We start from the raw sequence: 26984 nt of genomic DNA, 5'->3' as shown, positions 1-26984 counted from the left end.
ATTCGTGATGTCCGGACATATCGCGGACGTCCACGTTCGGCAATGGCGCATCCTGGAAACGCAAATGGCCGGGCGAGCCCGGCCATTTCAGGAAATGTCAGGGGACGTCAGTTCGACTTCGTCGCCGGTGCCGCGGCCGGTTGCGCGGCGGCCTGTGGGGCGCGGCCGACGACCACGGTCAGGAGGCCCTGGCCCCAGAGGCGCTTGGCGGCCGCCTTGGCGTCGTCCAGTGTCACCGCATCGACGATGGCGTTTCGCTTCTCGATATAGTCGATCGGCAGCTTGTCCTGCTGGTATTGCAGCAGCGCCTGCGCGAGCTTCGAGGAGGTATCCAGCGCCAGCATCTGCGAGCCCTTGAGGTAGGACTTGGCTTCGTCGAGCTCCTTCTGCGTCGGGCCCTCCTCGGCGATGCGGCGCACTTCCTTGTCGATGGCGTCGATGGTGTCGCCGGCACGGTCGGCGCGGGTGCCGGTGTTGCCGATGAAGACCGCCGAATGCTCCATCCAGAGCAGCGATTCGAACACGGAATAAGCCAGCCCGCGCTTCTCGCGTACCTCGCGATAGAGCCGGGAGGACAATCCGCCGCCGCCCAGGATGTGGTTGACGACATAGGCGGCCATGAAGTTCGGATCGTTGCGCTTCACGCCGGGGCCGCCGAAGGTGATCACGGTCTGCGGCACGTCGAGCGGCACGAAGGCGCGCTGCGGCGGTTTTGCCGCCTCGACGTCGGCGACCGGCGTGAGATTGGCTTTTGCGGGCAGGCTACCAAAAGTGTGGTCGAGCAGCTTGCCGAGGGTGGCCGGATCGACGTCGCCGACCACCGCGATCTTCAGCCCGTCCTTCGCAATCACGCGGCCGACATAATCCTTCATGTCGGCGACCGTGATGGTCGGCACGCTGTCCAGCGTGCCATTGGTCTGCCGGCCATAGGGATGGTCGCCGAACGCGACCTCCAGGAATTTTCGGCTCGCCAGCGAGGACGGATTGGTGGTCTCGCGGCGCAGGCCCGAGATCACCTGTGAGCGGATGCGCTCGACGTCGGCGGTGTCGAAATGCGGCGAGGTCAGCGCGCTCCTGAGCAGGTCGAAGGCCTCGTCCTTGTTGTCGCGCAGCATCCGCAGGCTGCCGCGGAACGTATCGCGGGTGGCGCTGAAGGAGAGCTCGATGGCGCGGCGGTCGAGCCGCTCATGGAAGGTCTTGGAGTCGAGATCGCCGGAGCCTTCGTCGAGGAGATCACCGACCAGATTGGCGACGCCGGACTTGTCCTTGGGATCCTGCGCCGAGCCGCCGGCAAAGGAATATTCCATGGCGATCAGCGGCACCGTCGCATCCTGTACGAACCAGGCTTCGATGCCGCCCGGCGAAGTCAGGTGCTGGATCTTTGCGGCCGCCTGAGACGGCGACACCGTAGCCAGCGCGAGTGCCGCGCCGGTGGCAAGCGAGAATGCAACGCGTCGAAGGAAGGGATAGGTCACGAACGCTTCTCCTCACGCTTGGCGGCACTGGTGTCCTTGATCAGATAGCCCGTCACCGATCGCTTCTTCTCGAGCCATTTCTGCGCGACAGTGCGAACCTGCTCGGCGGTGACCGCGCGAATGCGGTCGGGCCAGCTCCTGATGTCCTCGATCGAAAGGCCCGTGGTCAGCGCGCCGCCATACCAGCGCGCCAGCACCGCCTGGTTGTCCTGGGCGTAGATCGCTTCCGCAATGAGCTGGGTCTTGACCCGCTCGAGGTCCTCGGCGCGGATCGGGTTCTGCGCGATGTCGGCGATGACGCCGTCGACCACTTGCTCGACATCGGCAAAGCTGACGCCCGGTTTCGGCGAGGCCGAGATCGCGAACTGGGTCGGGTCGAGCGAGATGCTCGAATAGCTGGCGCTGGCGGACACCGCGAGCGGCTTGTCGACCACGAGCGCGCGGTAGAGATAGGAATTGCTGCCGCTGCCCATCAGCTGCGCCAGCACGTCGAGGGCGGCGCTTTCACCGGCCGCGGCGGTGGTCGCCGACGGTACGAGATAATAGCGGCGCAGGCCCGGCTGCTCGACGCGCGGGTCGGCCAGCGTGACCGTGCGCGGCGCCGCCGGCTCCGGCTCCTGCGGACGGATGCGCCGCTCCGGGATCGCGGGCTGGGCCGGAATGGAGCCGAAATTCCGCTCGACCAGCGGGCGGATGTCGGCGGCTTCCACGTCGCCGGCGATCACGAGGATCGCGTTGTTCGGCGCGTAGAAGCGGCGGTAGAAGGCGAGCGCATCCTCGCGGTCGAGCTTCTCGATCTCCTGGTGCCAGCCGATCACCGGCCGGCCGTAGGGATGATTGAGATAGAGCGCGGCCATGATCTGCTCGTTGAGCCGCGCGTCCGGATTGTTGGCGACCCGCATGTTGTACTCTTCGAGCACGACGTCGCGCTCGGGCAGCACGTTCTCGTCCTTAAGGATCAGGCCGGTCATGCGATCGGCCTCGAACTCCATCATGGTCGGCAGCTGCTCTTTCGGCACGCGCTGGTAGTAGTTGGTGTAGTCGACCGAGGTCGAGGCGTTCTCGTTGCCGCCGACGCGGAGCACGGTCTGGGAGAATTCGCCGACCGGATGCTTCGAGGTGCCCTTGAACATCAGATGTTCGAGGAAGTGCGCGAGCCCGGACTTGCCCGGCGTCTCGTCGGCCGAGCCGACCTTGTACCAGATCATCTCCGTGACCACGGGCGTGCGGTGGTCCGGGATCACCACGACCTGCATGCCGTTGGCGAGCGTGAAGCTGGCGGGCGGGGCCGACGTCACCGTGGTCTGGGCGAGGGCGGCGCTGGCTGAGAGGACACTCGTCGAAAGCAGCGCGGCAAGGAGGCAGGCGGCCGATCGGTAAGAGGACATCATAATCCTTATGAAAAGGCCGAACCCGGATGTCCGGCTCGGAGGCACGGCATGCTACACCGTGCGGCTGAGGCTTCGCGTCACGAAGCAGAGAACTCAACGCGGTGGCAAGTTACTGATAAGCAATATGCAGACTGCGTCCGGCGTGCGTAAGCCGCCGGTGCCAGGATGCGCCTGTCAGGATGTCGCGGTGGGGCAGGAGCGCTATTATTCCTTTTCCTTGCCCGACATGATGTCGAAATAGGTCCGGCGCGACTTGTCCGGCCCTGCGCCATAGGCGTAGTTCGGCGAGGGGGTCTGGTAGCCCGGCGGCGGCTCGACCAGCGACGAACGCGGCGGCTCACTGGTGAATTTCTTCTCTTCGGAGCTGTTGCCGCCCTTCATCATGTTCCAGAGACCGCCGGCGTAGCCGAGTTCGGCGGGACTGAGCGACGGGTTGCCGTTGGTGCCCGGCTGGATCGGGTCATTGCTTGTACGGGGGGCTGCGGCGACCTCGCCGGCCTTCATCTCGGCGGGCGTCAGCGGTTGGGCCGCCTGCCAGTTCTCCGTCGCCTTGGTCGCCTTCTTGCGCGCTGCGATGGCTTCCTTGCGGCGCTTCTCTTCGGGGTCCTTCGGCCAGTTCGGAGCATTCTTGGCCTGGGTTGCCGGAGGCGGCAGGTCGAGCTTGGGCGGCACGACGAGCGGCGAGCGCTCGCGGTATTCGATGCCGGGCTTTTCCATGCTCTTGGCACCGATGCCGGACATCAGATTGTCGATGATCTTCTCTTCGAAGGTCATCCCGTCATCATCATCGTCGTCGTCACCGGCACGGACCGGGCCTGCCGTCATGACGAGGCCGATGCCGAGCGCGACAGCGGACAATTTCAACGCCCGCCAGAACCCCGCTTTGGGGTCTCGAACCATCGAACCGCTGGTCTCGGAGCTGCGCATCACTGTACCTGTTCCATATTGTGGCAGATTGCTGCACTTTGCCGCTCGCACGCGGCCAATCCTCGCAAAACGCAGGGTTCCACCTGCCGGTCCGTATCGGCCGGGATCAGGGCGCTTTTGCGGCGGGTACCCCCAGGAAGGAATCATACAATAGCGCCGCCACCCCGACAACGATGGCCACGTCCGCGAGGTTAAACACATACCAATTATAGGTATTTCCGCCGATCTCGATGTGGAACAGGGCGAAATCGACCACCGCGCCGTAGGCGAAGCGGTCGATGCCGTTGCCGATCGCGCCGCCGATGATCAGCCCGAGTGCGACCGTGGCGAGCAGGGTGTGCGAGCGGGCCATCCAGATGGCGAGGGCGACCACGGCGACGACCTTGACCGCCATCAGCGCGATCTGCGCCGACTGGCCGTCGTTCTGGAGCCAGCCGAAGCTGATGCCGATGTTCCAGGCCAGCACCAGGTCGAAGAACGGCGTCACCTTCACCACGCCACGGCGGGCGAGGTCGAACACGTTCAGGAGCCACAGCTTTGAGGCCTGATCGGCCACCAGCGTGACCACGGCCGCGAGGATGCCGGCGCGAAGCGGGGTCATGGCCGGGGATCAGACCCCCACCCCCAGCGCCTTCCATTCGCGCAGCGCCTGGGCGTCGCGCGGGGTGACGTCGGGGTATTCAGGGTCTTCACCGACCATAGGCGAGATCTTCCAGGAGCGGGCGCATTTGGTGCCCACGGCCTTCTCGACGACGACCGCGACGCCGGGCACGGCATCGAGACGGAACGCGCCCGCAGGCGCCTCGCCCTCACGCACCTCGTAGTTCGAGGTGATGCAGACCTCGGCGAGATCGGTGTCGAACAGCGTCGCCAGCATGTCGCGGTCGGCGACATAGATCACCGGTGAGGCCTCGAGCGACGAGCCGATGTTCTTGGCGGCACGTTCGAGCTCCAGCGCGCCGGTCACGACGCGGCGGACGTTGCGGATCGTCTCCCATTTCGCGGCGAGTTTGTCGTCGCGGAGCTTCTCGATGCCTTCGGGAAACAGGGTCAGATGGACGGAAGGCTCCGCGTTCGGCCGGAACATGCGCCAGGCTTCCTCGGTCGTGAAGCTCAGGATCGGCGCGAGCCATTTCAGGAGGGCATCGCACAACAGGTCGATCGTGGTGAGCGCGGCCTTGCGCGCCGGCGACGACGGCGGGTCGCAATAGAGCGTGTCCTTGCGGATATCGAAGTAGAACGCCGACAGCTCGGAGTTCATGAAGGCTGCCAAGCTCGCGACCACGGTCTTGTAGTCGAAGGCGGCATAGGCCTTGCGAACGGTTTCGGCATGGCCGGCCAGTTCGTGCAGCATCAGCCGCTCGAGCTCGGGCATCTCGGCATAGGCGACCTTCTCGCTCGCCTTGAAGTGATGCAGCGTACCGAGCATCCAGCGGATCGAGTTGCGCAGCTTGCGATAGGTCTCGATGGTGTTCTTCAGGATCTCCGGGCCGATGCGCTGGTCGTCGGCATAGTCGGTGGCGCAGACCCACAGGCGCAGGATGTCCGCGCCCGAATCCTTGATCACCTTCTGCGGCTCGACGGTGTTGCCGAGCGACTTCGACATCTTGCGGCCGTTCTCGTCGAGCGTGAAGCCGTGGGTGAGCACGATGTCGTAGGGCGCGCGGCCCCGCGTGCCTGCGCTTTCCAGCAGCGAGGAATGAAACCAGCCGCGATGCTGGTCGCTGCCTTCCAGATACATCACGGTGTCGTTGCCGCCGTCGATCTTGCGGACGATGTTGCCGAGCTGCGGGAAGTTCTGGCGATCCTCGAGCACGAAGGCGTGCGTGGAGCCCGAATCGAACCAGACGTCGCAGATGTCGTCGACCTTCTTCCAGTCCTCGCTCGCGCGGGACCCGAGGAAGCGCTCGCGGGCGCCGTCCATGTACCAGGCGTCGGCGCCTTCCTCCATGAAGGCTTCGGCGATGCGCTGGTTGACGATCTCGTCCTGCAGGATCTCTGCCGAGCCGTTGCTCTTCTCGCGCACGAACACGGCGATCGGCACGCCCCAGGCGCGCTGGCGCGAGATCACCCAGTCCGGACGATTGGCGATCATGCCGTTGATGCGGTTCTCGCCCGACGGCGGCACCCATTGCGTGACCGAGATCGCGTGCAGCGCGCGGGCGCGCAGCGTGTCGCCCTTCTTCGCATGGCCGTCATCGCTGATGTCCTTGTCCATCGCGATGAACCATTGCGGCGTGTTGCGGAAGATCACCGGCTTCTTCGAGCGCCAGGAGTGCGGATATTGATGCTTGAGGCGGCCGCGCGCGAGCAGCTTGCCGCCCTCGATCAGCGCCTTGATCACGGCCTCGTTGGCATCGCCCTTCTCGCCCTTGTCGTTGAGCACGCGCTTGCCGGTGAAGCCGGGGGCCTGCGCGGTGTAGGCGCCGTTCTCGTCGACGGTGTAGGGGATCGCGGTCGGGATGCCGCGCGCATCGAGCTCGCGGGTGTTGGCCGTCCAGACGTCGAAGTCCTCGCGGCCGTGGCTCGGCGCGGTGTGCACGAAGCCGGTGCCGGTGTCGTCGGTGACATGCTCGCCGGCGAGCAACGGCACGATGAACTCGTAACCGCCACCGAACCCGCGCAGGGGATGGGCGCATTCCACGGCGTCCAGCGTGTCGCCGGGAATGTCGCGCACCTTCTCATAGGACGTGACGCGCGCCTGCTTGAACACTTCTGCGGCGAGCGCATCGGCCAGGATCAGGAGATCGCCGGTCTTGGCCCAGTTGTCGGCGGGCGCATCCGTCACCTTGTAGAGTCCGTAGGCGATTTTCGGCGAGAACGAGATCGCGCGGTTGCCGGGCAGCGTCCAGGGCGTGGTGGTCCAGATCACGACCGAGGCACTGGCAAGTGCGCCATGCGCCGGTGACGTGACGGGAAACTTCACCCACACCATGTCGGAGGTGTAGTCCTCGTACTCGACCTCGGCTTCCGCAAGCGCGGTCTTCTCGACCACGCTCCACATCACCGGCTTGGAGCCGCGATACAGCGTGCCGTTGGCCGCGAACTTCATCAGCTCGCGGGCGATCTGCGCTTCGGCCGGATAGCTCATCGTCTGATAGGGATGATCCCAGTCGCCGATGATGCCGAGCCGCTTGAACTCCTCGCGCTGCACGTTGATCCAGTGCGTCGCATAGGCGCGGCATTCCTTGCGGAACGCCACCATCGCGGCGGAGTCGCGGAAGTCGGGCTTCTGCTTGCCCTTCTTGCGGTAGTTCTCCTCCTCGATCTTCCATTCGATCGGCAGGCCGTGGCAGTCCCAGCCCGGCACGTAATTGGAGTCGAAGCCGAGCATCTGCTGGCTCTTGGTCACGACGTCCTTGAGGATCTTGTTCAGCGCGTGCCCGATATGGATGTTGCCGTTGGCGTAGGGCGGGCCGTCATGCAGCACGAATTTGGCGCGGCCCTGGGCTTCCCGGCGCAGCTTGTCGTAGAGGCCGATGTCGTTCCAGTACTTCAGCAGTTCCGGCTCGCGCTGCGGCAGGCCGGCGCGCATCGGGAAATCCGTCTGCGGCAAATAAAGGGTCTTGGAATAGTCTTTGGCGTCGGACTTTTGCGGCTTTTCGGACATGGGGCTGACTGGCTCGGAAGGGCGCGGAAACGGATAGCGACTGGAATCGCGGGGTGAAACGACGAAATCCCGGTCTTGCGCCGAGCCTTCAGGCTCAGGCGGAAGCCGGGCCGCTAATCCCTATGATGCGCCGCGCAAACATGGGCTCTCCATAGCAGGGGCCCAAGGGAAGCGCAAAAGGTAGAAGCGCAAAAGGTTCGGCGGGCCGGATTTGGGCCTCAATCGATCACGCCAAGCCGCGGAAACGCGTCCGGGGCGGCGGCCAGCACGGCGCGGGCGCGGGCGGAATCGTCGTCCATCTGGCGGATCAGGGCCTCCAGGCTGTCGAATTTCAGCTCCTCGCGGATGAAGCCGACGAAGGCGCAGTCGAGCGCTTGTCCGTAGAGGTCGCCCTTGAAGTCGAACAGGAAGATTTCCAGCAGCGGCGCGCCATTATCAAAGGTCGGACGGCGGCCGAAGCTTGCCACCCCGTCCAGCCGCTCGGCGCCGCGGCCGACCCGCACCGCATAGATGCCGTGCTTGAGGCCGCAATTGGCATCGAGGCGGATGTTGGCGGTGGGATAGCCGAGGTCGCGGCCGCGCTTCTCGCCGTGGATCACCTCGCCGGTGATGAACCAGGGCGCGCCCAGCATGGTGGTGGCCTCGTCGATGAGGCCCTCGGCGAGCGCGATCCGGATGGCGCTGGAGGAGACCGGCCGCTCGTCGATGTCGACATGGGCCTGCACGTCAACCTCGATGCCGAGTCGAGGCGCCTCGTTGACCAGGAGGCTCGGCGAGCCGACGCGACCCTTGCCGAAATGGAAGTCGTAGCCGACCGCGATGCCGCTGACGCCGAGGCGTCCGATCAGGTCATGGTGAATGAAGTCTTGCGCGCTGGTCCCGGCCCTGGCCTTGTCGAAGGTCATGACCACGGCGCCGGCGAGCCCGGTGCCGGCTAAAAGCCGCAACTTGGCCGGCTCGTCCGTCAGGCGGAATTGCGGGGTGTTCGGGCTGAAAAACCGGCGCGGATGCGGCTCGAAGGTCAATGCCAGCGCAGGGCGGCCATGCGCCCGGCCCATCTCCAGGGCGGCTGCGATCACCGCACGATGGCCGAGATGAACGCCGTCGAAATTGCCCATGGCGACCACGGCGCCCCGCAAAACCGCGGAATCCGGCGTTGTGTCGCGGATAACGGTAAAATGCGGGACCATCAGGGGAATTCTCGAAGCGGCAGGACCGGCGGACCGTGGCTTGACCGACCGGACGAAGTCAAGCGGCAGGGGAGCGGCCGCATTGAACGTGATTTCAGTCCTTCGGAGGCGCTCCCAGTTAACGCGCTGTTTAACGCCTTGGTGCTAGTCCTTGAAATGCGGAACAGCGGGGCTCCGGCTCCGGTGGGTCCGATCGTAATATTTCCTGGGTTTGCGTTGGGGGAGTCGAGATGGCGGTTGATTTGTCGATGTCGGTTCTGGTGGTTGATGACTACAGCACCATGATCCGTATCATCAGGAATCTCCTGAAGCAGCTTGGCTTCGAGAATATCGATGATGCAAGCGACGGTTCGGCGGCGCTGAACAAGATGCGTGGCAAGAAGTACGGGCTCGTGATTTCCGATTGGAACATGGAGCCGATGACGGGTTACGACCTGCTGCGCGAAGTGCGCGCGGATCCGAACCTCGCCACCACGCCTTTCATCATGATCACTGCGGAATCGAAGACCGAGAACGTGATCGCGGCCAAGAAGGCCGGCGTGAACAACTACATCGTCAAGCCGTTCAACGCGGCGACGCTGAAGACCAAGATCGAAGCGGTCTTCCCGGACATGGCGAGCGCGTAAGCGCCGCCAGACCGCATAACAGCTCTCTATAGAGATCGTCATGCCCGGGCTTGTCCCGGGCATCCACGTTCTTGGATCCTGCAAATGAAGACGTGGATGGCCGGGGCGTAGGCGAGCGGAAGCGACGCCGTCCTTCGGACGGCTAAGCCCGGCCATGACGGCATTTGGGTCTAAGCAATTGGTCTAAGCCCCCAGCACCTGCGTGGGCTCCACCGTCACCACTTCAATTCGCGCATCAGCGCCTTCGGCGGGTGGCCGAACAACTCCATCACCGAATTCGGGTCGAGCTGGTCGAGGCCCTCGAACTCCTCGGCATGGATGCCGCGGGTGACGAACAGGCAGTCGATGCCGAATTCGCGCGCGCCGGTGAGGTCGGTGCGGACGGAATCGCCGATCGCCAGCACCTTTTTCCGGTCGATCATGTGGCCCTGGCGCTCGCCGGCGAGCATCATCGCGCGCTCGTAGATCGGGCGATGCGGCTTGCCGTAGAAGATCACCTCGCCGCCGAGTTCGCGATAGAGTTCCGCGATCGCGCCGGCGCAATAGATCAGCCGGTCGCCGCGCTCCACCACGATATCGGGGTTGGCACAGACCAGCGTCAGCTTGCGCTCGCGCGCCTTCAGCATCATGCCGCGATAGTCTTCCGCCGTCTCGGTCTCGTCGTCATAGAGGCCGGTGCAGACGATGTAGTCGGCTTCTTCCAGCGGCGCGGTCGTCGCATCGAGGCCGCGATAGATCGAGTTGTCGCGCTCGGGTCCGAGCCAGAACATCTTGCGGCCGGGATGCTCGGCGACATAGAGCCGCGTCAGGTCGCCCGACGAGACGATCGCGTCATAGGTCTCGTCCGCGACGCCGAGCTTGCGCAATTGCCGTTGGACGGAGTCGGCCGGGCGCGGGGCATTGGTGATCAGGATCACCGTACCGCCGCGGCTGCGATAGGTGTGCAGCGCCTCGCAGGCCTCGGGGAAGGATTCCAGGCCGTTGTGAACCACGCCCCAGATGTCGCTGAGCACAACGTCAACGCCGCCCACGAGCTCGCGCAGGCTTTCGGCGAAATGCAGCGTGGTCATGATGCGTGCGGCCGATCAGATCCGGCGCGCGAGCGCCGCGTTGCCGGTGATACGTTGGGCTGGAGGCGCTGAAGACGTGGCGCCTGGGCTGGGAGAAGCGGAGCCATTGGATCCCTGAATTTCCTGCGCCGGGTTCGGCGAGGCCCCGCCGGTAGCAGATGCCCCTTCAGGCCGCAATGGCCGGGGCGGCGCGAACAGGAACCCCTGACCGAACCGCACGTCAAAGTCGAGCAAATCGACCACTGCGCGCTCGCCCTCGATCCGTTCGGCGATCAGGTCGATGCCGAAGCGGCCGAGCAGGTCGGAGAGGTCGGAAGGGTGGATGTCCGAGGTCGAGGCCTGCCTGGGGTCGAGCAGGAGGGACGCCGGCACCTTGATGAAGCGCACGCCGCGATCGGCGAGCTCGCGCGGCTCGATCCTGAGGTCAGTGACATGGTCGATCGAGAAGCGGAAACCGCGCTGGGCGAGCGCCGCGAGGTTCTCGGTCTCGGCCGGGCCGAGATTGCGGAAGGTCGACTGCTTGAACTCCAGCACCAGCGAGGGCGCCAGCGCCCGGTTGGCTTCGAGGAAGTCGAGGCACTGCGCGAAGGTGGTGGAATTGCCGAGCGTGGAGGCCGCGACGTTGCAGAACACGCCGACATCCTTGTTGCGCACCATCAGGCGCCGCAGCACCTGCACACAGCGCAGCATCACCATGTTGTCGATGCGTCCGATCAGACCCGAGGCTTCGGCGATGCTGATGAATTCCTCGGCGGCGATCAGCTGGTCGCGCTCGTCGCGCAGGCGCGTCACGGCTTCGTAGAACCGCACCTTGCGCTGCGGCAGCGTCACCATCGGCTGGAGGAAGATGTCGATGCGGTTCTCGTCGATGGCGTTGCGCAGTGTCGCCAGTAACTGGGGCGGGTTGCGGCCATTGGCCGTCTGAACCGGAACGGCGGTGTGGGTCTGGATCGCCGGCGTTGGCCGCGGCGGCGGTGCGGGCAGCGGCGGAGGGGCGGCCGGCCGCTCCTCGAAGGCCGCAATCAGGTCGAGCGGCGCCTCCGGCTCTGGCCGGGCGACCGGAGCGGGGGCGGGGGTCGGCGCGGCCCCGGCCAAGAGGTCTTCATGGGCTGACACGGTGGTGGCGAGCTGCCTGACCAGCCCACCGAGCTCGTTGATCTCGCCGACCACTGACTGGATGCGGTCGGAGTTGGTCGAATTGGCCGAGGCGATGCGCCCCTCCATCGCCGCGAGCCGGCGGCCGAACTCGGCGACCTGGCGGGCGAGGTCGGCGGTGCCGCGCGAGAGGTCGGCGATCTGGCCGCCGACGTCACTGCGGTCGCGCAGCCGCATCGAGACCGCGTTGTAGAGGATCAGGAAGGTCAGCGCGGTCAGCGCCACGATGGCGGATTCGGTTCCGCTGATGCCGGCGACCGAGTAGAGGACAAGCCCGAGCGAGGCCGCGACCAGAACCATGCAGATGGCGATGAAGATCGTCGAAATGCGAATCATGCCGCGCGTTACGCCTCAAAGAGCTGACTGCCTCATCCGGGAAAACACGGGTCAGTGTGCGAACCCGTCACGCCTCATGCTCCCCCAAGCAAGGCGACCTTAACATCATTGTTGATTCGAGGGGATAGCGGCCTGTTCGCGGCGCCGGAGCATGATCCGGAAAAGTGTGTAGCGGTTTTCCCTCGCGACAAACGCGGAACGCGTTTGCGCGGAGATCATGCTCGGGCAGTCTAGGTCAGGCCGGCCCGGCGAAAGCCTTCGAGGTAGTGCTCGCGGTCGGCGGCGAGCTTGATCGGCATGAACTCGGCGATCCAGGCGAGCGAGACGTTGGGCTGGGCACGCTGGAGTTCCTTCAGCGCCGCGCGGGCGGTCTCGGTTTGCCCGGCCATCGCCGCGGCCGCGGTCAGCACCCGGTGCCCGCCGACGAAGTCACTGCGCTGGCGCAGGGCCTCCTGTGCGAGCCGGATCGCCTCCGCATAGTCCCTGCCGAGGAAACGGGCAAAGGCGGCGATGCCGAAATAGACGGGTGCATAGGGGTCGCGCGGGCTGAGGCGGATCGCCCGCCGCGCGGCCTCGTCGGCATCCCGCCAGCGGCCGCAATAGCTAAGCGTCAGGCCATAATAGCCCTGCGCCAGCGCAAAGTTCGGATTGAGCCGCAGCGCGGTCTCGAATTCGGCAAGTGAATCCTCGAACCGGCGTGCGAACAGATCGACATGGCCGAGCGCATTATGCGCCCAGGCATCCTGGTCGTCGGCGCGGATCGCGGCCCGTGCCGCGCGCTCGGCCACCGGCAGCGCCGCGGCCATCTCCATCCAGCCCATATGCGCCGTGAACATGTAGCTGGTGCCGAGCAGCCCGAGTGCCTTGCCGTAGTTCGGGTCGAGCGCGATGGCCTTTTCGAGCAGGGCTCGCGCCGCGACGTGGTCCTGCCGCGTCACGCGCCAGTAATGGGAGAGGGCGCGCATCAGAAGGTCCCAGGCGTCCAGGCTGTCGGGCGGCTTGCGCTCGGCGCGAAAATTCTCCGCGGCATAGAGCTGCGGCTCGATCGCTGCGACGATGCGTTCGGTGATCTCGTCCTGTACGGCGAAGACGTCGGCGAGCTCGCGGTCGTAGCGTTCGGCCCAGAGATGGCTGCCGGTGGCGACATCGTTGAGCTGCGCGGTGATGCGGACGCGATCGCCCTCCTTGCGGACGCTGCCCTCGACGACATAGCGCACGCCGAGCTCCTCGGCGACCTGCCGCAGGTGAACCGTGCGGCCCTTGTAGATGAAGGAGGAGTTGCGCGCGATCACGAAGAACCAGCGCAGCTTCGACAGCGCGGTGATGATGTCCTCGCTGATGCCGTCGGAGAAATAATCCTGCTCGGCCTCGCCGCTCATGTTGGTGAAGGGCAGGACGGCAATTGCGGGACGATCGGGCAGTGGCAATTCCGTCGGTATTGCGTCGGGCGGCTTGCCCGGCGCCGACGATGAGCCTGCTACGGAGCGTTCGGTCACTTCGCCGACGAACCGCACGCCCTTGCGCGCGACTGTGCGGATCAGCCGCTGATCTTCGCCATTGTCATTGACCGCGCGCCGCGCCGCGTTGATCCGGCTGGTCAGCGTCGATTCCGAGACGACGCGGCCGTTCCAGATCGCGTCGAGCAGATTGTCCCGCGTCACCACGCGCTCGCGGTTGCGGACCAGGTAAAGCAGGAGATCGAACACCTGGGGCTCGAGCGCGACGAGCGTCTCCGCCCGCCGCAATTCGCGGCGCGCGGGGTCGAGCACGAAATCTTCGAAATGAAATGTCACGCCGCCCTCGGCTCGCGCGGGGAAATCAAGGTGTTCTCAGCGTAAAATAACGCCACTCTCAAGGCCAGCGAGCCGCATGCGCCCTATCGTCCCGGCGTCTTCAACCGCAGGAGAATTGCCATGTCGACATCCGCCGCGCTCAAGCCGGCCCTCGCCCAGCCCGATCTCGCCGCCGTCAAGCAGCGCCAGCACAGCGCCTGGTCATCCGGCGACTATGCCATTGTCGGCACCACCTTGCAGATCGTCGGCGAGCAACTCTGCGAGGCGCTCGACTTGCGCGCCGGCAGCAAGGTGCTTGATGTCGCCGCCGGCAACGGCAATGCGACGCTGGCCGCCGCGCGGCGCTGGTGCGACGTCACATCGACCGATTATGTTCCCGCGTTGCTCAAGCGGGGACGCGAACGGGCCGCGGCGGAGCATCTGATGGTCGAATTCCGTGAAGCGGATGCCGAAGCGCTGCCGTTTGCGGATGCCAGCTACGACGTCGTGCTCTCGACCTTCGGCGTCATGTTCACGCCGGATCAGGACAAGGCGGCGTCCGAGCTCGCGCGGGTCTGCAAGTCCGGCGGCAAGATCGGCCTCGCCAACTGGACGCCCCAGGGCTTCATCGGTCAGCTCTTCAAGACCATCGGCAGGCATTTGCCGCCGCCAGCGGGCGTGAAGTCGCCGGCCTTGTGGGGCACGCCGGCACGGCTTGAGGAGATGTTCGGCAGCCAAGCCTCCGAGATCGCCGCCGAGCCGCGCATGTTCGCCTTCCGCTATCGCTCGCCGGAGCACTGGCTCGAGGTTTTCAAATCCTATTACGGGCCGATGCTGAAAGCGTTCGTGGCGCTGGAGGAGACCGGCCAGGCCGCGCTGCGGCGCGATCTCATGGCGCTGCTCGGCGAATTCAACCGTGCCGACGACGGTACGGTGGTGGTGCATAGCGAGTATCTGGAGGTCGTGATCAGCAAGCGCTGAATTGCCGTCGTGATCCGGTCAGGCCGAGCCCCGGCCTGACCGCCGGCAATCACGATGGCGCGGCTGCGCCGACCGTGTCGGCCGAGACGGCCTGCCGGGTGCCGAGCGGCTTGGGCGGTCCGGTGGTCGTATCCCGAAGGGTCTGCCGCTCGATCTCCGAGTTCAGCTCGGCCCCGAACATGATGACGATCGCCGACATCCACATCCACATCATCAAGCCGATCGCCGCGCCGAGCGAGCCGTAGGTCGCGTTGTAATTGGCGAATTCCGAGAGATACCAGGACAGGAGCGCCGAGCCGGCGATCCAGAGGATGGCGGCCGTCACCGCGCCGAGGCTCAGCCATTGCCAGCGTGGCGCGTCGCGGCTCGGTGCGAAGCGGTAGAGGACGGCAAGCGCGGCCAGCAGGATGACGAACAGCACCGGCCATCTCGCGAGAGCGACGATCAGCCTGCTTTCCGGCGCGATGCCGAGATGGTTGAGCGCGAGCGGGAAGGCGACCACGGTGCCCACCATCAGCAGCAGCGCCGCGATGCCGCCGACGGTGAAAGCCAACGACACCGTGTTCAGCCGGACGAAGCTGCGCTTTTCGCGCTCCTCATAGGCGACGTTGAGGGCATCGAAGATGGCTTTGACGCCCGCATTGGCGCTCCAGATCGCGAGCAAGAGGCCAAACAGGAAGGTGACACCCAGGGCGGTATTGCCGTTGGACACCACGCGCGTAACCTGGTCCTCGACGATCTGGAACGCGCCCTCGGGCAGCAGCATCGCGAGCGAATGCAGGTTGGAACTGATCGTCGAGGGATCCGCGAACAGGCCGTAGGATGAGACCAGCGCGGTCACGGCGGGAAAGACCGCGAGCAGCCCGAAGAAGACGACGCCGCCCGCAGTCGCGAGCAGGCGATCGTCGTCGATGCGCTGATAGGTGCGCCAGAAGATGTCTTTCCAGCCCGCCCACGGGATCGCGAAAGGGCTTTTCGCGTGCCGGCCGTGGCCAAGCTGCATCGCCGCGCCGGCCGGGCTCGTTTCCGGCGAGTTTGCTTCATTATTGCGATGGTCTTGCGGAGGCCCCGGCCGGATGGGGCCGGACTCCTGAAAGTAGCGTTCCGCGGACAGCACGAAGACGGCCGTGGCGGCGACCAGCAACCAACTGTCGAGGTGCTCGGTGCGCCGCGCGCGCATTTCAAGCGTCCAATCTGTGGCCGTGCCGCCGCCGCCGTGCGGCCGTGAAGCCCAGCAGCCCGACGGCTGCGAGCATCAGACCCAGCTGCACGGGCCGGTTGGTCCGAGCCGACACGGCGTTGCCGCCACGGCCACGTTCGCCCGGTGCGAGCGACACCAGCGGAATCGTCGTTGCGACCTCTTTCACCGCCTGCTTGACCGTTCCGCGCGGGATCCGCGGGGTGGCGATCGCGACGCGCATACGGCTGGCAAGCGGCACGATCGGCTTGTCCCGACGCTTTATTTGGACCAGAGCCACGCCGGCGCAGGATACGGCCAGCACCAGGAGCACGGCCGCGACGGCACCAAAGCCCCAGAATTGTCCCTGGGTGATTGCGACCCAACGATAAAGGGCCATCAGGCCGACAAAGAGGGTGGCGATCAGGAACAGCCCGGCCATTGCGAGCAGTCCTGCCGCGACCGCATAGGACGTCGCGCGGCCCGTGGCCTGATTGGTGCGGTCGCGCAAGTACGATCGCGCGGCGCGCTTGAGATGATTGATCTTGAGCGCCATGCCGGCGCGCAGCAATTCGCCCGATGGCGCGAGCATGCGGACATCCTCCGAGAACGAAAAAATCGTCGGGGGATGAACGTGGCGGAATTTGACTTGTTCCGCGCGGAGCGCGGCTGCCGGGACGGATCAGCCGAGATCGGCGGCCGCGATCCAGAACACCTCGCCCTCGGACTCCTCGGTGTCGAGCCAGAGCAGCGGCAGTTCCGGAAAGGCCTCGTCGACCAGTTCGCGGCCGCGGCCGATCTCGCAGATCAAGCCGCCATCCGGCGTCAGGTGATCGGGCGCATCGCGCAGGATGCGGCGCACCACGTCGAGACCGTCGGGGCCGCCGTCAAAGGCGAGCTTTGGTTCGGCCCGGCATTCCGGCGGCAGCGCGGCCATGCCTTCCGCATCGACGTAAGGCGGGTTGGTGATGATGAGGTCGTATCTGTTGTCGCCGAGCGGGGCGAACAGGTCGCCGCGATGCAGGCTGATCCGGTCATCGAGCCCGAATTCGCCGACATTTCGCGAGGCAACTTCGAGCGCGCCCTTGGAGATGTCGACGGCATCAACGGTGGCATTCGGGAAATGGTGCGCGGCGAGGATGGCGAGACATCCAGAGCCCGTGCAGAGATCGAGCACACGTTCGACGGCCGTGGGGTCGTCGATCAGCGAGCCCGCCTCGCCGTCGCCGCCGAAATGCGACTCCAGCAGTTCGCCGATGAAGGAGCGCGGAACGATGACGCGCTCGTCGACATAGAAGGGCAGGCCGCGCATGTAGATCTTGTTGACGAGATAGGCGGCCGGTTTGCGCGTGGTGACGCGCTGATGGATGAGGTTGACGATGGTCTTGCCTTCCGCCGACGTGACGCAGGCATGGGCAAAGATCTCGAACTGGTCGGGATGCAGATGCAGGGCTTCGCAGACCAGGAAGGCTGCTTCCGCGACCGGATCGGTCGTGCCATGGGCAAAGGCGAGCTTCGCCTCGGTGAAGCGGCTCACGGCGTAGCGCACGAAATCGATCAGCGTGAGCAACTCGCCGCGGCCGACCTTCGCGAGTTTCGGTGCCGCGCGGCCGCGCGTGGTCTTCTTGGATGCTCTTGCCATCAGGATCGGGTCCAGCGTGCGGCGGCCTCGTCGTCACGGGCGTGGGCTTCGACCCAGCCGGTGCCGGTGGCGCTCTCTTCCTTCTTCCAGAACGGCGCGCTGGTCTTGAGATAATCCATCAGGAACTCGGCCGCCTGGAACGCCGCCTGGCGGTGCTGCGACGCCGTGAGCACCAGCACGATGTTCTGGCCGGGCATGAACCGCCCGACGCGATGAATGATGGTGACGCCGTTCAGCGGCCAGCGCGATGTAGCTTCGTCGGCATGGCGCTTGATCTCTTCTTCCGCCATGCCGGGATAATGTTCGAGCGTGAGGGCGGCGATCTTCGCGCTGTTCTCGTCGCCGCGGCAGATGCCGGAAAAGCTTACGACCGCGCCGATGTCGGTGCGGCTCCCGGTCAGGATCGCGATCTCGCGCGCGATGTCGAAATCGTCCTGCTGGATGCGGATGGTGACGGGGCAGGGGCTGACGGGGGCGGTGCTTACGGGGGAGGTCATGGCCTAGCCGCCGGTCATCGGCGGGAAAAACGCGATCTCGCGGGCGCCCGCGATCGCGGCGTCCGATTTGACGTGGGCATGATCGATCGCGGTGCGGATCACCTTCGGCTTCTCGAAGGCGTAGGCATAGGCCTCGCTCCGGCCGGACAGCCAGGCGATCAGCTCCTCGACGGTGCGCACGGTCGCCGGCGGCTCTATGGTCTCCTCGGCCTTGCCGACGCGTTCGCGCACCCAGGCGAAGTACTTCACCTTCATGCCTCATCCTCCTTGATGAGGTGATGGATGCCGGCGCGGAAATAGTCGTAGCCGGTGTAGATGGTGAGGATCGCTGACGCCCAGAGCAGCGCCAGCCCGATCATCGAGACCACGGGCACCACCTCATCGCCGGCCGGGCCAGCGAGCAGGAAGCCGATGGCGATGAGCTGAACGGTCGTCTTCCACTTCGCAAGCTTGGTCACGGGAACGCTCACCCGCAGCGCGGCGAGATATTCGCGCAGGCCCGAGACCAGGATCTCGCGGCACAGGATCACGATGGCGGCCCATAGCGACCAGCCATGGATGATGCCGTCGGCGGCCAGCATCAGCAGGCAGGAGGCCACCAGCAGCTTGTCGGCGATCGGATCGAGCATCCGGCCGAACGCCGATTGCTGATTCCAGATCCGCGCGTAATAGCCGTCGAGGTAATCGGTCACTGCTGCCGCGATGAAGATGGCGACCGCGACCCAGCGCAGCCACAGCGGCTGATCCAGAATCGATTGTGCATAGATGCACCCGACCACGACCGGGATCGCGGCGATCCGGCCATAGGTCAGGATGTTCGGGAGGGACATCGCGCGGCTGGTCGTCCCTCGTGTCGTGGCGATGTTCATCCGTCCTACCAATACCGCTCGTGCCTGAAGGTCAACCGTCCCGCTCCCCAAATGAGGTGCAGCATGCGACGACCATATGACCGCGGCTCCCTTAGTTCACCCCGGCTGGGGATGGAAATAGTCGAAAATCCTGCGAGCGCTCTCGGCGCTCACCCCCGGAACCTTGCCGAGATCGGCGATCGAGGCCCGCTCGATCTCCTTCAGGGTTCCGAAATGGTGCAGCAAGGCACGTTTGCGTGACGGGCCGATGCCCGGAATCTCCTGCAAACCGGCCTCGCGGATGTCCTTCTTGCGCAGCTTGCGGTGCGAGCCGATGACGAAGCGGTGGGCCTCGTCGCGCAGGCGCTGGATGAAGTAAAGCACGGGATCGCGCGGCTCCAGCTTGATTGCCTCGCGCTCCGGCATGAACAGGGTTTCGCGGCCGGCATCCCGGTCCGGTCCCTTGGCGACCGACATCAGCGACACCTGGGTCAGGCCGAGATTCGTAAAGATCTCCCGGACGGCGTTGAGCTGGCCGCGACCGCCGTCGATGATCACGAGGTCGGGCCATTGCGGGAAGTCGTCGTCCTTGGCCTTGCCGGCGGCGTCCTCGGGCGGATTGATCAGGCGCTTGAAGCGGCGCTCCAGCACCTCTTTCATCATGCCGTAATCGTCGCCCGGCGTGAGCCCTTCCGACTTGATGTTGAACTTGCGGTACTGGTTCTTCACGAAACCATCGGGGCCGGCGACGATCATTGCGCCGACCGCATTGGTGCCCTGGATGTGGCTGTTGTCGTAGACCTCGATGCGCTTGGGCGAATGCGGCAGGCTCAGCGTCGTGGCCATGGCGTCGAGCAGCCGGCTCTGCGTCGCGGTGTCCGCGAGCTTGCGGCCGAGCGCCTCGCGCGCATTGGTCAGCGCGTGGGCGACCAGCTCCTTCTTCTCGCCGCGCTTGGGCGCCGTGACCTCGATCTTGTGGCCGGCCTTGATCGACAGCGCGTTGGCGAGCAGCTCGCTCTCCTCGATCTCGTGCGAGAGCAGGATGTTCTTCGGCGGCGGCTTGTCGTCGTAGAACTGGGCGAGGAACGACCCCAGCACTTCCTCCGGCGTATAGGTCTTCTCCGCGCGCGGGAAATAGGCGCGGTTGCCCCAGTTCTGTCCGGTGCGGAAGAAGAACACTTCGACGCAGGAGAAGCCGCCCTCCTGGTGGATGGCGAACACGTCGGCTTCTTCCACCGTGCGCGGATTGATGCCCTGCTGCGACTGGATCGCCGACAGCGCGGCGAGGCGGTCGCGGTAGAGTGCCGCGGTCTCGAATTCGAGCTCGCCGGAGGCCTTCTCCATCTCGCCGGCAAGCTCCTGCTTCACCGCTTGGCTCTTGCCGGAGAGGAAGTCAGTCGCCTCGCGCACCAGCGTCGTGTAGCCGGGGAAATCGATCTCGCGGGTACAGGGGCCGGCGCAGCGGCGGATCTGGTAGAGCAGGCAGGGCCGCGAGCGGCTCTCGAAGAAGGAATCGGTGCAGGAGCGGATCAGGAACGCGCGCTGCAAGGCGGTGATGGTGCGGTTGACCGCGCCGGCGGAAGCGAACGGGCCGAAATAGCGGCCGGGCCGCGACTGCGCACCACGATGCTTGAGGATCTGCGGCGCCCAATGGTCGCCGGTGATCAGGATGTAGGGAAACGACTTGTCGTCGCGCAGCTGCACGTTGAAGCGCGGCCGGAGCTGCTTGATGAGATTGGCTTCCAGGAGCAGCGCTTCGGTCTCGGTGTTGGTCGAGACGATCTCCACGGTCACCGTGGCTGCGATCATGCGCAGGATGCGCGCCGGTTGCGGCGCGCTCTGGCGCGCATAGTTCGACAGGCGCTTTTTGACGTTCTTGGCCTTGCCGACATAGAGCACGTCGGCATTGGCGCTGAGCATGCGATAGACGCCCGGCGAGGTGGGCGCGAGGCGGACCGCGCGCTCGATCGCTTCATGGCCGGTCGCCAGCGGCTCTTCGCCGACCGCGCCGCTCTCCTCCAGGATGTCAGGCAGCAGCGCGTCGTCCTCGTCCTCGCCAGCGGTGGTGGCGGGATCGAGGTCCGGCGGCGCCAGGCTCTCCGGCGGGGCGTCGGCCGTCGTGCCGCGCGGAGATTTGCGCGCGCGTGCGTCGTCCGGATTGTCGGTGGAATCGTGAGCCATGATGCGAATTTAAGCGCTGGGGGTGCCGATTTGAAGTTCCAGCCTTGCGGCACACACAGGATGGCGGCGCGGTTCCGGGTAACACTTGCTTAAGCCTGTTAAGAGCGTGGTAACCCGGCTTAACAGGCCTTTAACTTAAAACTCTCGATAAATCTTACGCGAAAAAGAGGAGGTTCCGTAACCATGCGATTTTGCCTTGCGCGGCGGCGCAGGCATCGCGGGGGGCGGCCGTTGCGTTGGAGAGTACCGATGAGGGGGTTCGTTGTAGGCGCAGCCGTGTTGGTTGCAGCCGGCTGGACAGCTTCGGCAGAGGCCGCCGATCTCAATTACGGGCAGGGTGCGCCCTACACCGTCAATCAGCCGCTCAATGCCTATAGTTGGGCCGGTCCGTATCTCGGTGCCAATCTCGGCTATGAGTGGGGCTCGGTGAGTAACTCGCCCGTCAAGCCCTCCGGTTTCGTCGGCGGTGTACAGGCCGGCTACAATTTCCAGAACGGTCCATGGGTGTTCGGCGTCGAGGGCGATATCCAGGCCGCGGGCGCTGATGACACCTTCGCGCCGTGGAAGTTCTCCAACCCCTGGTTCGGCACGCTGCGCGGCCGTGCGGGCTATGCCTTCAGCAACGTGCTGTTCTACGGCACCGCCGGCCTCGCCTTCGGCGAACTGCGCGCGCAGACATTCGGCTGGACGGAGTCGCACACCACCGCAGGCTGGACCATCGGTGCCGGCGCGGAAGTCGGCTTCGCGCCGAACTGGAGCGCCAAGCTCGAATATCTCTACATCGATCTGTCGACGAGCCAGTTCGCAATTACCGGCGTGTCAAACGGCTATAGCGCCAGCGTTGTGCGCGCCGGCGTGAACTATCACTTCTGATAGTTGAAGAAGAAAATACCGGACAATAGCCTCCCGGCCGCTCGCGGCCGGGATTTTTTTCGCCAGGTGTTCGCTCGAAAACGCTCTAGGAGACGATGACCAAATTGACTGCCTTTGGTCCCTTCCCCTTCTTGTCCGGCTCGACTTCAAAAGTAATGCGCTGTCCTTCGGCGAGATCTTTCAGTCCCGCCCGCTCCACAGCAGTAATGTGCACGAAGACGTCGCGCCCGCCGTCGTCGGGCTTGATGAAACCGTAGCCGCGCTCGCCGTTAAAAAACTTGACCGTTCCCGTCATGGCCATCGGGAAACTCCCCCTCATTGCTCCTCCGTCGCGACGCAGACTCACGTCACGACATGACCGGGCCTTACGAAGCCCGGGAGCTGGCCATCCTTGGGCGGACCTTTCTTTCGGTCCGATCGGATCTTTCTTAGGCCTTCACTCCGCCGCAACCATTCGCGGAAGCGGAACGTAAAGCCAGTCACGGAAACAGCATAATACGGTTCTCTGCAGATTGACTACCGCTCCTGCATCTTTTTCCCAAGAATGCCGGTGTGTTACGGCCTCGGCACCTCTAATCGGAATCTGGCAGCTCCGCCCTGTCCGAGCGGTATCTCCAGCTCGGGCAGGATCGTCTTGAGCTCGCCATGCAGCGTGTACGGCGGATTGACGATCAACAATCCGGCGGAGGTGAGGGCGGCGCCATCAAGCTGCGGCGCGACACTGAATTCGAGACGCAGACATTTTCCTGGCGGTTTTGCTGCGGCTGCGAGCCGCGCCACTGATTGCACCAGCGTGTCGGTGGCGCGTCGGCTCTTGGCCGGGTACCAGATTACATAGATACCGGTCGGCCATTTCACGAAAGCCGCCGAGAAGGCGTCGCCGAGCTTTTCGAACTCGTCTTTCGCCTCGAACGGCGGGTCGATCAGCACGAGCCCGCGCCGTTCCTTCGGTGGCACAAAGGCCGGCAGCGCGACCCAGCCGTCGAGATCGACCACGCGCGCCTGTTCGTCGCGGCGCAGCACACCGATCAGCGCCTTGCGCGCCTTCGGCTCAAGCTCGCAGGCAACGAGGCGGTCCTGCGGCCGCAGCAGGCCGCGCGTGATCAGCGGCGAACCCGGATAGGCCTTGAGTTCGCCCTTCGGATTGTAGGCACGAACGATGTCGAGATAGGGCTTGGCCAGCGCCACGGCGTCGTTCGACAGGCGCGCCTGCATCAGCCGCGCGATGCCGGTCAGCCATTCGCCGCTGCGGCGCGCCTCGTCGCTTTCGAGATCATAGAGGCCGGCGCCGGCATGGGTGTCGATGACACGGAATGCCCCCGGCTTGTCCTGGAGGTAAGTAATGATGCGCGCGAGCACGATGTGCTTGATGACATCGGCGAAGTTTCCGGCGTGGAAGGCGTGACGGTAGTTCATGAGACAGGACTACGCTACGTCACGGCTTGAGCAAAGCGGCATGCGCGTCTGTCCCGGACGCGCTGCAACGCTCTTAGCGTTGCGGGCCAGGGCCCGGGTCTGGATTCCCATGCAGCATAGGCCCCGATTCTGCAGCGCACCGCCGAAGCGGCGCGGCGTACGGGGCATGAGCAGTTGGACTAGCCACCTCTGATCGGCGGCATCGTCACCTGGTCGCGGCGGCAGGCGCGGCGCTCGATCTCCTCGCAGGCCCGGAATTGCAGGTCCTTGCTGAGGCAGATGCGGACCTCCGAGAGCCGGGTCCGGTTGCAGGTGACCGAGATGGCCGCGTTGCTCAGGCCCGCATTGGCCTTGATGAAGGCTTCCTCCACCTCGCCCGGCGCCACGGTCTTGGCCTGCGACAGTTCGAGATATTCCGCCGGGATCTTGATCGCGGCGCGCGCCTTTCGGATCGTCTCGAAATAATTGCGGCTGTCGAGCCCGGAGCAGGTGCCGTGCTTGTCCCACTCGTTGAAGATCAGCCCCGGCGCCGGCATCAAATCGAGCATCGAAGAGACGATGTTGCGGTTCAGGCGTGGCGAGGGCCGCTGGCAATATTCAGGGAAGCCATTCTCATATTGCGGCCACAGCCCGTGCACCACGAACGCGTAGGGCCGCCCGCTGCACTGCATCTGCGAGCGACCACCGCCGCCGCCGCGGTTGCGCTCGGACGCCTCCTCGCAGAAGGAGGGCGACCATGACAGCGACAGCACATAGAAGTCGAATTCGCCGGGCGCGTTCTGCCGTTTGTCCTGGGCCTTCGCGCCGCCCGGCAGCGCGACCAGCCCGGCGGCCAGAACCAGGGGGAGGGTCAGTGAGATCACGAGACGGGTGAACGAATGCAATCTAAAATGAAACATGGCGACGCCCCTCAACTAGACTGTGCAGTCAGCCTAGCAGGCAACAAGAACATTTCAAGAACAAAATTCGGGCCGGCCCGTCAGGCGCCTGATCAGTCCGATTCAGGCCTTTCGATCGAGCCTCAGGGCCTGGCGGCGCGGCAGGACGGATTGTAGGCCCAGTTGCGGTCGAGCCCGACCACGCACCATTCCACACCATTGCCGTAGCCGGAGAAGCCGCCATCCTCCATGATCGAGAAATGCACCTTGCGCACCTTTCCGTCATTGAGCATGGCGTCGCCGGTGCAATAGCGGCGCGGAATGTTGTCAGACTGCCAGGGCCGGAACGCGATCTCGTGAACGGCGGCGAAGCCGGTGATCTTCAACGAGGAATTCCAGAACGAGCTTTCCTTCTCCCAGAACTGGGTGGCGATGGTCGGCAGCGCCCTCTCGCAATCGACGACGGCGCCGTCATAGCGCGGCCCGTTCAGCCAGAAGTTCAGCTCCAGCGGATTGGCGGCCCTGGCCTCACCGAGCGACAGCGCCCCGAACATGAGGCCAAGCAAGGTGGCAAAGCGGAGCGATTTCAGGGGGAGGGCGCGCATGGGCAATCCGGACAGCTGGGTCTTGCGAAGGATGGACGGTGCCGCGAAGGCCGGGGCAGGTCAAGTGCAGCGCGGCAACACTTGGCCAAGAGTTGACCCCAACCTCGCAGCCGGCGGGGCATCAGTTCTTTTCATGGACCTCCCGGCACCGTAAACTGGTCCCAACCAATTGGAGTAACGGGAATGCGAATCATTGCGGCCGCGGGCTTTCTTGCCCTGGGGATGATGGCCAGCCAGTCGGCACGCGCCGATCTCCTTCCGGTGCCTCCGTTCAAGGGCAACGACACCGGCGGCATCATCGCTTATTCGCTGGCGACCCAGGCTGATGCGCGGCAGGTCGCGGTCGATCACTGCGCGCGCTACGGCAAGGTCGTGAAATTCCTCGCGGTGCAGGCCTTTGAGGGCGGCTATATCTCGTTCTCCTGCCGTTGGGTGCCCTATGGCGCTGCCCAACAGCCGATCCGTACGCTGTACTGAGGCGCTTTCGGAACGTCGGGAGCTTCCCACATGACGCGCAAGCTCGCTTTGCTCGGCTCGGCCCTTTGTCTTGTGGTGTCGGCAGGCAGCGCCAGCGCCGACGATCTGCCGGTGCGCAAGGCCGGTCTCTGGGAAATGAAGATGGTCAGGACCGGCACGCCCATGCCCGAGATGACCATGCAGCACTGCACCGACGAGACCGTCGACAAGGAGATGAACAACAACGTCTCCCCGATGGCCAAGCAGATCTGCGCCAAGCAGGACATCAAGAAGACCGCGACCGGCTATGTCAGTGATTCCGAGTGCAACGTCGCCGGCATCAGCACGACCTCGCATGCCGAGATCACCGGCGATTTCAACTCGGCCTATACGGTGAAGACCTCGTCGCATGCACAAGGCGGCGCCGCCGGCGCAGCAGGCCGCGACACCACGATGCAGCTCGAAGCCAAGTGGCTCGGGGCCTGCAAGCCCGACCAGAAGCCCGGCGACATCGTGATGCCCGGCGGCTTCAAGATGAACGTGCGCGACATGGACAAGTTGAAGGCGTTGCTGCCGAAGTAGGTTTGTCTTCCCCTCTCCCCTTGTGGGAGAGGGTGTCTCGCCGCGTAGCGGCGAGACGGGTGAGGGGTATCTCTCCGCGCGTGACTCTCTTACTTCTGAATTCGCGGAAACAACCCCTCATCCGGCGCTTCGCGCCACCTTCTCCCACAAGGGGCCTGTTGCGTTATCGGCTCTTGAGGCTGAAGACGTCAGGAGCGAGTGCCCTGGTCCCGGCAATTGCCTGGCAAGATCTGTAGTTGTCGCCCTGAGCGGGCAGCTCACGCGGCGATCGTGGCCCACCGCCTCATGTTGAAGGCGATCGAGGCGAGCAGGACTTGCCCGGTCGCCTTGATCAGACCGACGTAGCGGATGCAGGTCAGCCGCATGCGGCGTTTGAGAGTAGCGAAGGTGGTCTCGACCTGGGCTCGTCGACGCGCGATGAGGAGGTTGTAGCGTTTGAGCCTGGGCGGCAGTTCCGGGTGATGTCTGTTGGGCCGACGAGCGATGCGGGGCTTCTTGCCTTCCGCCTTCAGCCGGGCCCGTCGGGCATGGGTGTCGTAAGCCGCATCGGCCCAGACCACGGCTTCATCGCCGCGGATCAAAGCGTCCGCCGGTGTCGTATCGTTGACGTTAGCGGGTGTGGTCAACACCGCGCGGATCAAGCCGGATCCTTCGTCGACACCGACATGGGCCTTGTAGCCGAAGGTCGAGCCGCTTTTGCCCTGCCGTTTGGCAAACCGGGCATCAGGATCGTTTGAGGGGCGATCCTCCTTGGGCGGAGCCGAGACTGCCTGGATCAAGGTCGCATCCAGCATCGTGCCGCGCTTGAGGATCACGCCGGCATTCTCAAGCTGACGATCCAGTTCGCCAAACAGCTTCTCCAGCAGGCCTTGTTCAACGAGCTGGTTCCGGAAGCGGTTCAGGACCGTGTGGTCGGGCGTCGCATCCTCAAGGCTCAAACCGACGAAGCGCTTGAACGACAACCGGTCGCCCAGCGCTTCCTCGAGTTCGCGCTCCGAAAGACCATACAGCGACTGCAACAGCACAGCACGAAACAGCACCAGCACCGGATAGCCTGGTCGACCGGGCCCCCCTTCATCCCGCAAATGGCCGATCAGCTTCTCGAACCGGTACCACTTGACCAGGCCAGCCAGCCGATCCAGCGCCGCATTGGCGCCGGCTCCCTTCGGCATCAGCGCTTCCACAAAGCTCGGCTGTCCCGTCCGCTTGACCGCCATCGCTACCCTCCAAGGCTTTGCCCTAGGGAATCACAATTGACGAATTACGCAACAGGCCCACAAGGGGAGAAGGAAGAGC

At 65.0% G+C, this 26984-nt stretch carries 26 protein-coding genes; 5 read left to right on the top strand and 21 right to left on the bottom strand.

All coding sequences use genetic code 11. The annotated features are described in order from the left end of the window. Positions 1–107 precede the first annotated feature (107 nt). The 6 genes from AB7245_RS40095 to AB7245_RS40070 form a co-directional block, all read right to left on the bottom strand. Complete coding sequence (locus AB7245_RS40095) at positions 108–1475, bottom strand: M16 family metallopeptidase (protein ID WP_085403351.1); 1368 nt, start codon at positions 1473–1475, stop codon at positions 108–110. Continuing rightward, a complete protein-coding gene (locus AB7245_RS40090) occupies positions 1472–2866 on the bottom strand; it encodes a M16 family metallopeptidase (protein WP_420480971.1) in 1395 nt (464 codons plus the stop codon). The genes AB7245_RS40095 and AB7245_RS40090 overlap by 4 nt, the downstream gene beginning before the upstream one ends. A 204-nt stretch (positions 2867–3070) precedes the next feature. Continuing rightward, positions 3071–3793, bottom strand: a complete 723-nt coding sequence (locus tag AB7245_RS40085; protein WP_085403350.1) for a hypothetical protein — start codon at positions 3791–3793, stop codon at positions 3071–3073. Between the two features lie 106 nt (positions 3794–3899). Further along, a complete protein-coding gene (gene lspA / locus AB7245_RS40080; RefSeq protein WP_085403349.1) occupies positions 3900–4394 on the bottom strand; it encodes a signal peptidase II in 495 nt (164 codons plus the stop codon). A 9-nt stretch (positions 4395–4403) separates the two neighbouring features. Continuing rightward, a complete protein-coding gene (gene ileS, locus AB7245_RS40075) occupies positions 4404–7403 on the bottom strand; it encodes an isoleucine--tRNA ligase (protein ID WP_135214812.1) in 3000 nt (999 codons plus the stop codon). Between the two features lie 218 nt (positions 7404–7621). After that, a complete protein-coding gene (locus AB7245_RS40070; protein ID WP_085403347.1) occupies positions 7622–8593 on the bottom strand; it encodes a bifunctional riboflavin kinase/FAD synthetase in 972 nt (323 codons plus the stop codon). A 230-nt stretch (positions 8594–8823) separates the two neighbouring features. On the opposite strand from AB7245_RS40070, the gene AB7245_RS40065 reads away from it, so the two are divergent. Then, positions 8824–9219, top strand: a complete 396-nt coding sequence (locus AB7245_RS40065) for a response regulator (protein ID WP_007596883.1) — start codon at positions 8824–8826, stop codon at positions 9217–9219. Between the two features lie 215 nt (positions 9220–9434). Here AB7245_RS40065 and AB7245_RS40060 read toward each other — a convergent pair whose 3' ends face one another. From AB7245_RS40060 to AB7245_RS40050, 3 genes are all read right to left on the bottom strand, one after another. Further along, positions 9435–10289, bottom strand: coding sequence for a TIGR01459 family HAD-type hydrolase (locus AB7245_RS40060; RefSeq protein ID WP_063985586.1), 855 nt, complete (start codon positions 10287–10289; stop codon positions 9435–9437). A 15-nt stretch (positions 10290–10304) separates the two neighbouring features. Next, on the bottom strand, positions 10305–11780 hold the full coding sequence (locus AB7245_RS40055; RefSeq protein WP_439035585.1) for an EAL domain-containing protein: 1476 nt from the start codon (positions 11778–11780) through the stop codon (positions 10305–10307). Between the two features lie 230 nt (positions 11781–12010). After that, positions 12011–13573, bottom strand: a complete 1563-nt coding sequence (locus AB7245_RS40050; RefSeq protein WP_085403346.1) for a winged helix-turn-helix domain-containing tetratricopeptide repeat protein — start codon at positions 13571–13573, stop codon at positions 12011–12013. Between the two features lie 120 nt (positions 13574–13693). On the opposite strand from AB7245_RS40050, the gene AB7245_RS40045 reads away from it, so the two are divergent. Next, a complete protein-coding gene (locus AB7245_RS40045) occupies positions 13694–14533 on the top strand; it encodes a class I SAM-dependent methyltransferase (protein ID WP_063985583.1) in 840 nt (279 codons plus the stop codon). A 49-nt stretch (positions 14534–14582) separates the two neighbouring features. On the opposite strand, the gene AB7245_RS40040 is transcribed toward AB7245_RS40045, so the two are convergent. From AB7245_RS40040 to uvrC, 7 genes are all read right to left on the bottom strand, one after another. Further along, positions 14583–15713, bottom strand: a complete 1131-nt coding sequence (locus AB7245_RS40040; protein WP_085403345.1) for a YihY/virulence factor BrkB family protein — start codon at positions 15711–15713, stop codon at positions 14583–14585. 1 nt (position 15714) lies between these two features. Beyond that, the gene (locus AB7245_RS40035; RefSeq protein WP_085403344.1) at positions 15715–16302 is read right to left on the bottom strand and encodes a hypothetical protein; all 588 of its coding nucleotides are present in this window, start codon (positions 16300–16302) and stop codon (positions 15715–15717) included. 90 nt (positions 16303–16392) lie between these two features. Further along, positions 16393–17352: a 50S ribosomal protein L3 N(5)-glutamine methyltransferase gene (gene prmB / locus AB7245_RS40030; RefSeq protein ID WP_071909540.1), complete on the bottom strand. Its 960-nt coding sequence runs from the start codon at positions 17350–17352 to the stop codon at positions 16393–16395. Beyond that, positions 17352–17849 carry a molybdenum cofactor biosynthesis protein MoaE gene (locus AB7245_RS40025; RefSeq protein ID WP_071909541.1) on the bottom strand — a complete coding sequence of 166 codons (498 nt, stop codon included), beginning with the start codon at positions 17847–17849 and terminating at the stop codon, positions 17352–17354. The genes prmB and AB7245_RS40025 overlap by 1 nt, the downstream gene beginning before the upstream one ends. A 3-nt stretch (positions 17850–17852) precedes the next feature. After that, positions 17853–18104 (bottom strand): molybdopterin converting factor subunit 1, encoded by a 252-nt coding sequence (gene moaD / locus AB7245_RS40020; RefSeq protein ID WP_015688556.1) that lies wholly within the window; start codon positions 18102–18104, stop codon positions 17853–17855. Then, on the bottom strand, positions 18101–18718 hold the full coding sequence (gene pgsA / locus AB7245_RS40015) for a CDP-diacylglycerol--glycerol-3-phosphate 3-phosphatidyltransferase (RefSeq protein WP_014491974.1): 618 nt from the start codon (positions 18716–18718) through the stop codon (positions 18101–18103). The genes moaD and pgsA overlap by 4 nt, the downstream gene beginning before the upstream one ends. A 96-nt stretch (positions 18719–18814) precedes the next feature. After that, entirely contained in the window at positions 18815–20878 is a 2064-nt protein-coding gene (uvrC, locus tag AB7245_RS40010) for an excinuclease ABC subunit UvrC (protein WP_085403343.1), read from the bottom strand. Between the two features lie 249 nt (positions 20879–21127). Between uvrC and AB7245_RS40005 the strand changes: the two genes are divergently transcribed. After that, a complete protein-coding gene (locus AB7245_RS40005; RefSeq protein WP_014491976.1) occupies positions 21128–21751 on the top strand; it encodes an outer membrane protein in 624 nt (207 codons plus the stop codon). Between the two features lie 85 nt (positions 21752–21836). Here AB7245_RS40005 and AB7245_RS40000 read toward each other — a convergent pair whose 3' ends face one another. The 4 genes from AB7245_RS40000 to AB7245_RS39985 all read right to left on the bottom strand — a co-directional run bounded on the left by AB7245_RS40000 (position 21837) and on the right by AB7245_RS39985 (position 24650). Further along, the gene (locus AB7245_RS40000; RefSeq protein ID WP_063986700.1) at positions 21837–22052 is read right to left on the bottom strand and encodes a cold-shock protein; all 216 of its coding nucleotides are present in this window, start codon (positions 22050–22052) and stop codon (positions 21837–21839) included. Between the two features lie 254 nt (positions 22053–22306). Then, positions 22307–23167 carry a 23S rRNA (adenine(2030)-N(6))-methyltransferase RlmJ gene (locus AB7245_RS39995; RefSeq protein ID WP_085403342.1) on the bottom strand — a complete coding sequence of 287 codons (861 nt, stop codon included), beginning with the start codon at positions 23165–23167 and terminating at the stop codon, positions 22307–22309. A gap of 179 nt (positions 23168–23346) precedes the next feature. Then, complete coding sequence (locus tag AB7245_RS39990; protein ID WP_085403341.1) at positions 23347–24066, bottom strand: ribonuclease T2 family protein; 720 nt, start codon at positions 24064–24066, stop codon at positions 23347–23349. 122 nt (positions 24067–24188) lie between these two features. Continuing rightward, positions 24189–24650, bottom strand: a complete 462-nt coding sequence (locus AB7245_RS39985; protein WP_439035584.1) for a hypothetical protein — start codon at positions 24648–24650, stop codon at positions 24189–24191. Positions 24651–24833: 183 nt separating this feature from the next. Between AB7245_RS39985 and AB7245_RS39980 the strand changes: the two genes are divergently transcribed. Next, on the top strand, positions 24834–25127 hold the full coding sequence (locus tag AB7245_RS39980; RefSeq protein WP_063985576.1) for a hypothetical protein: 294 nt from the start codon (positions 24834–24836) through the stop codon (positions 25125–25127). A 30-nt stretch (positions 25128–25157) separates the two neighbouring features. After that, complete coding sequence (locus tag AB7245_RS39975; protein ID WP_063985575.1) at positions 25158–25688, top strand: DUF3617 domain-containing protein; 531 nt, start codon at positions 25158–25160, stop codon at positions 25686–25688. A 257-nt stretch (positions 25689–25945) separates the two neighbouring features. Here the strand turns inward: AB7245_RS39975 and AB7245_RS39970 are convergent, their stop codons facing one another. Beyond that, a complete protein-coding gene (locus tag AB7245_RS39970; RefSeq protein WP_085398127.1) occupies positions 25946–26905 on the bottom strand; it encodes an IS5 family transposase in 960 nt (319 codons plus the stop codon). Between the last annotated feature and the right edge of the window lie 79 nt (positions 26906–26984).

The organism is Bradyrhizobium sp. 604_D8_N2_3 (genome assembly GCF_051810765.1).
Lineage (GTDB): Bacteria > Pseudomonadota > Alphaproteobacteria > Rhizobiales > Xanthobacteraceae > Bradyrhizobium > Bradyrhizobium barranii.
Note: the sequence above shows the minus strand (reverse complement) of the source record. Positions and strands in the feature narration are given on the sequence as shown.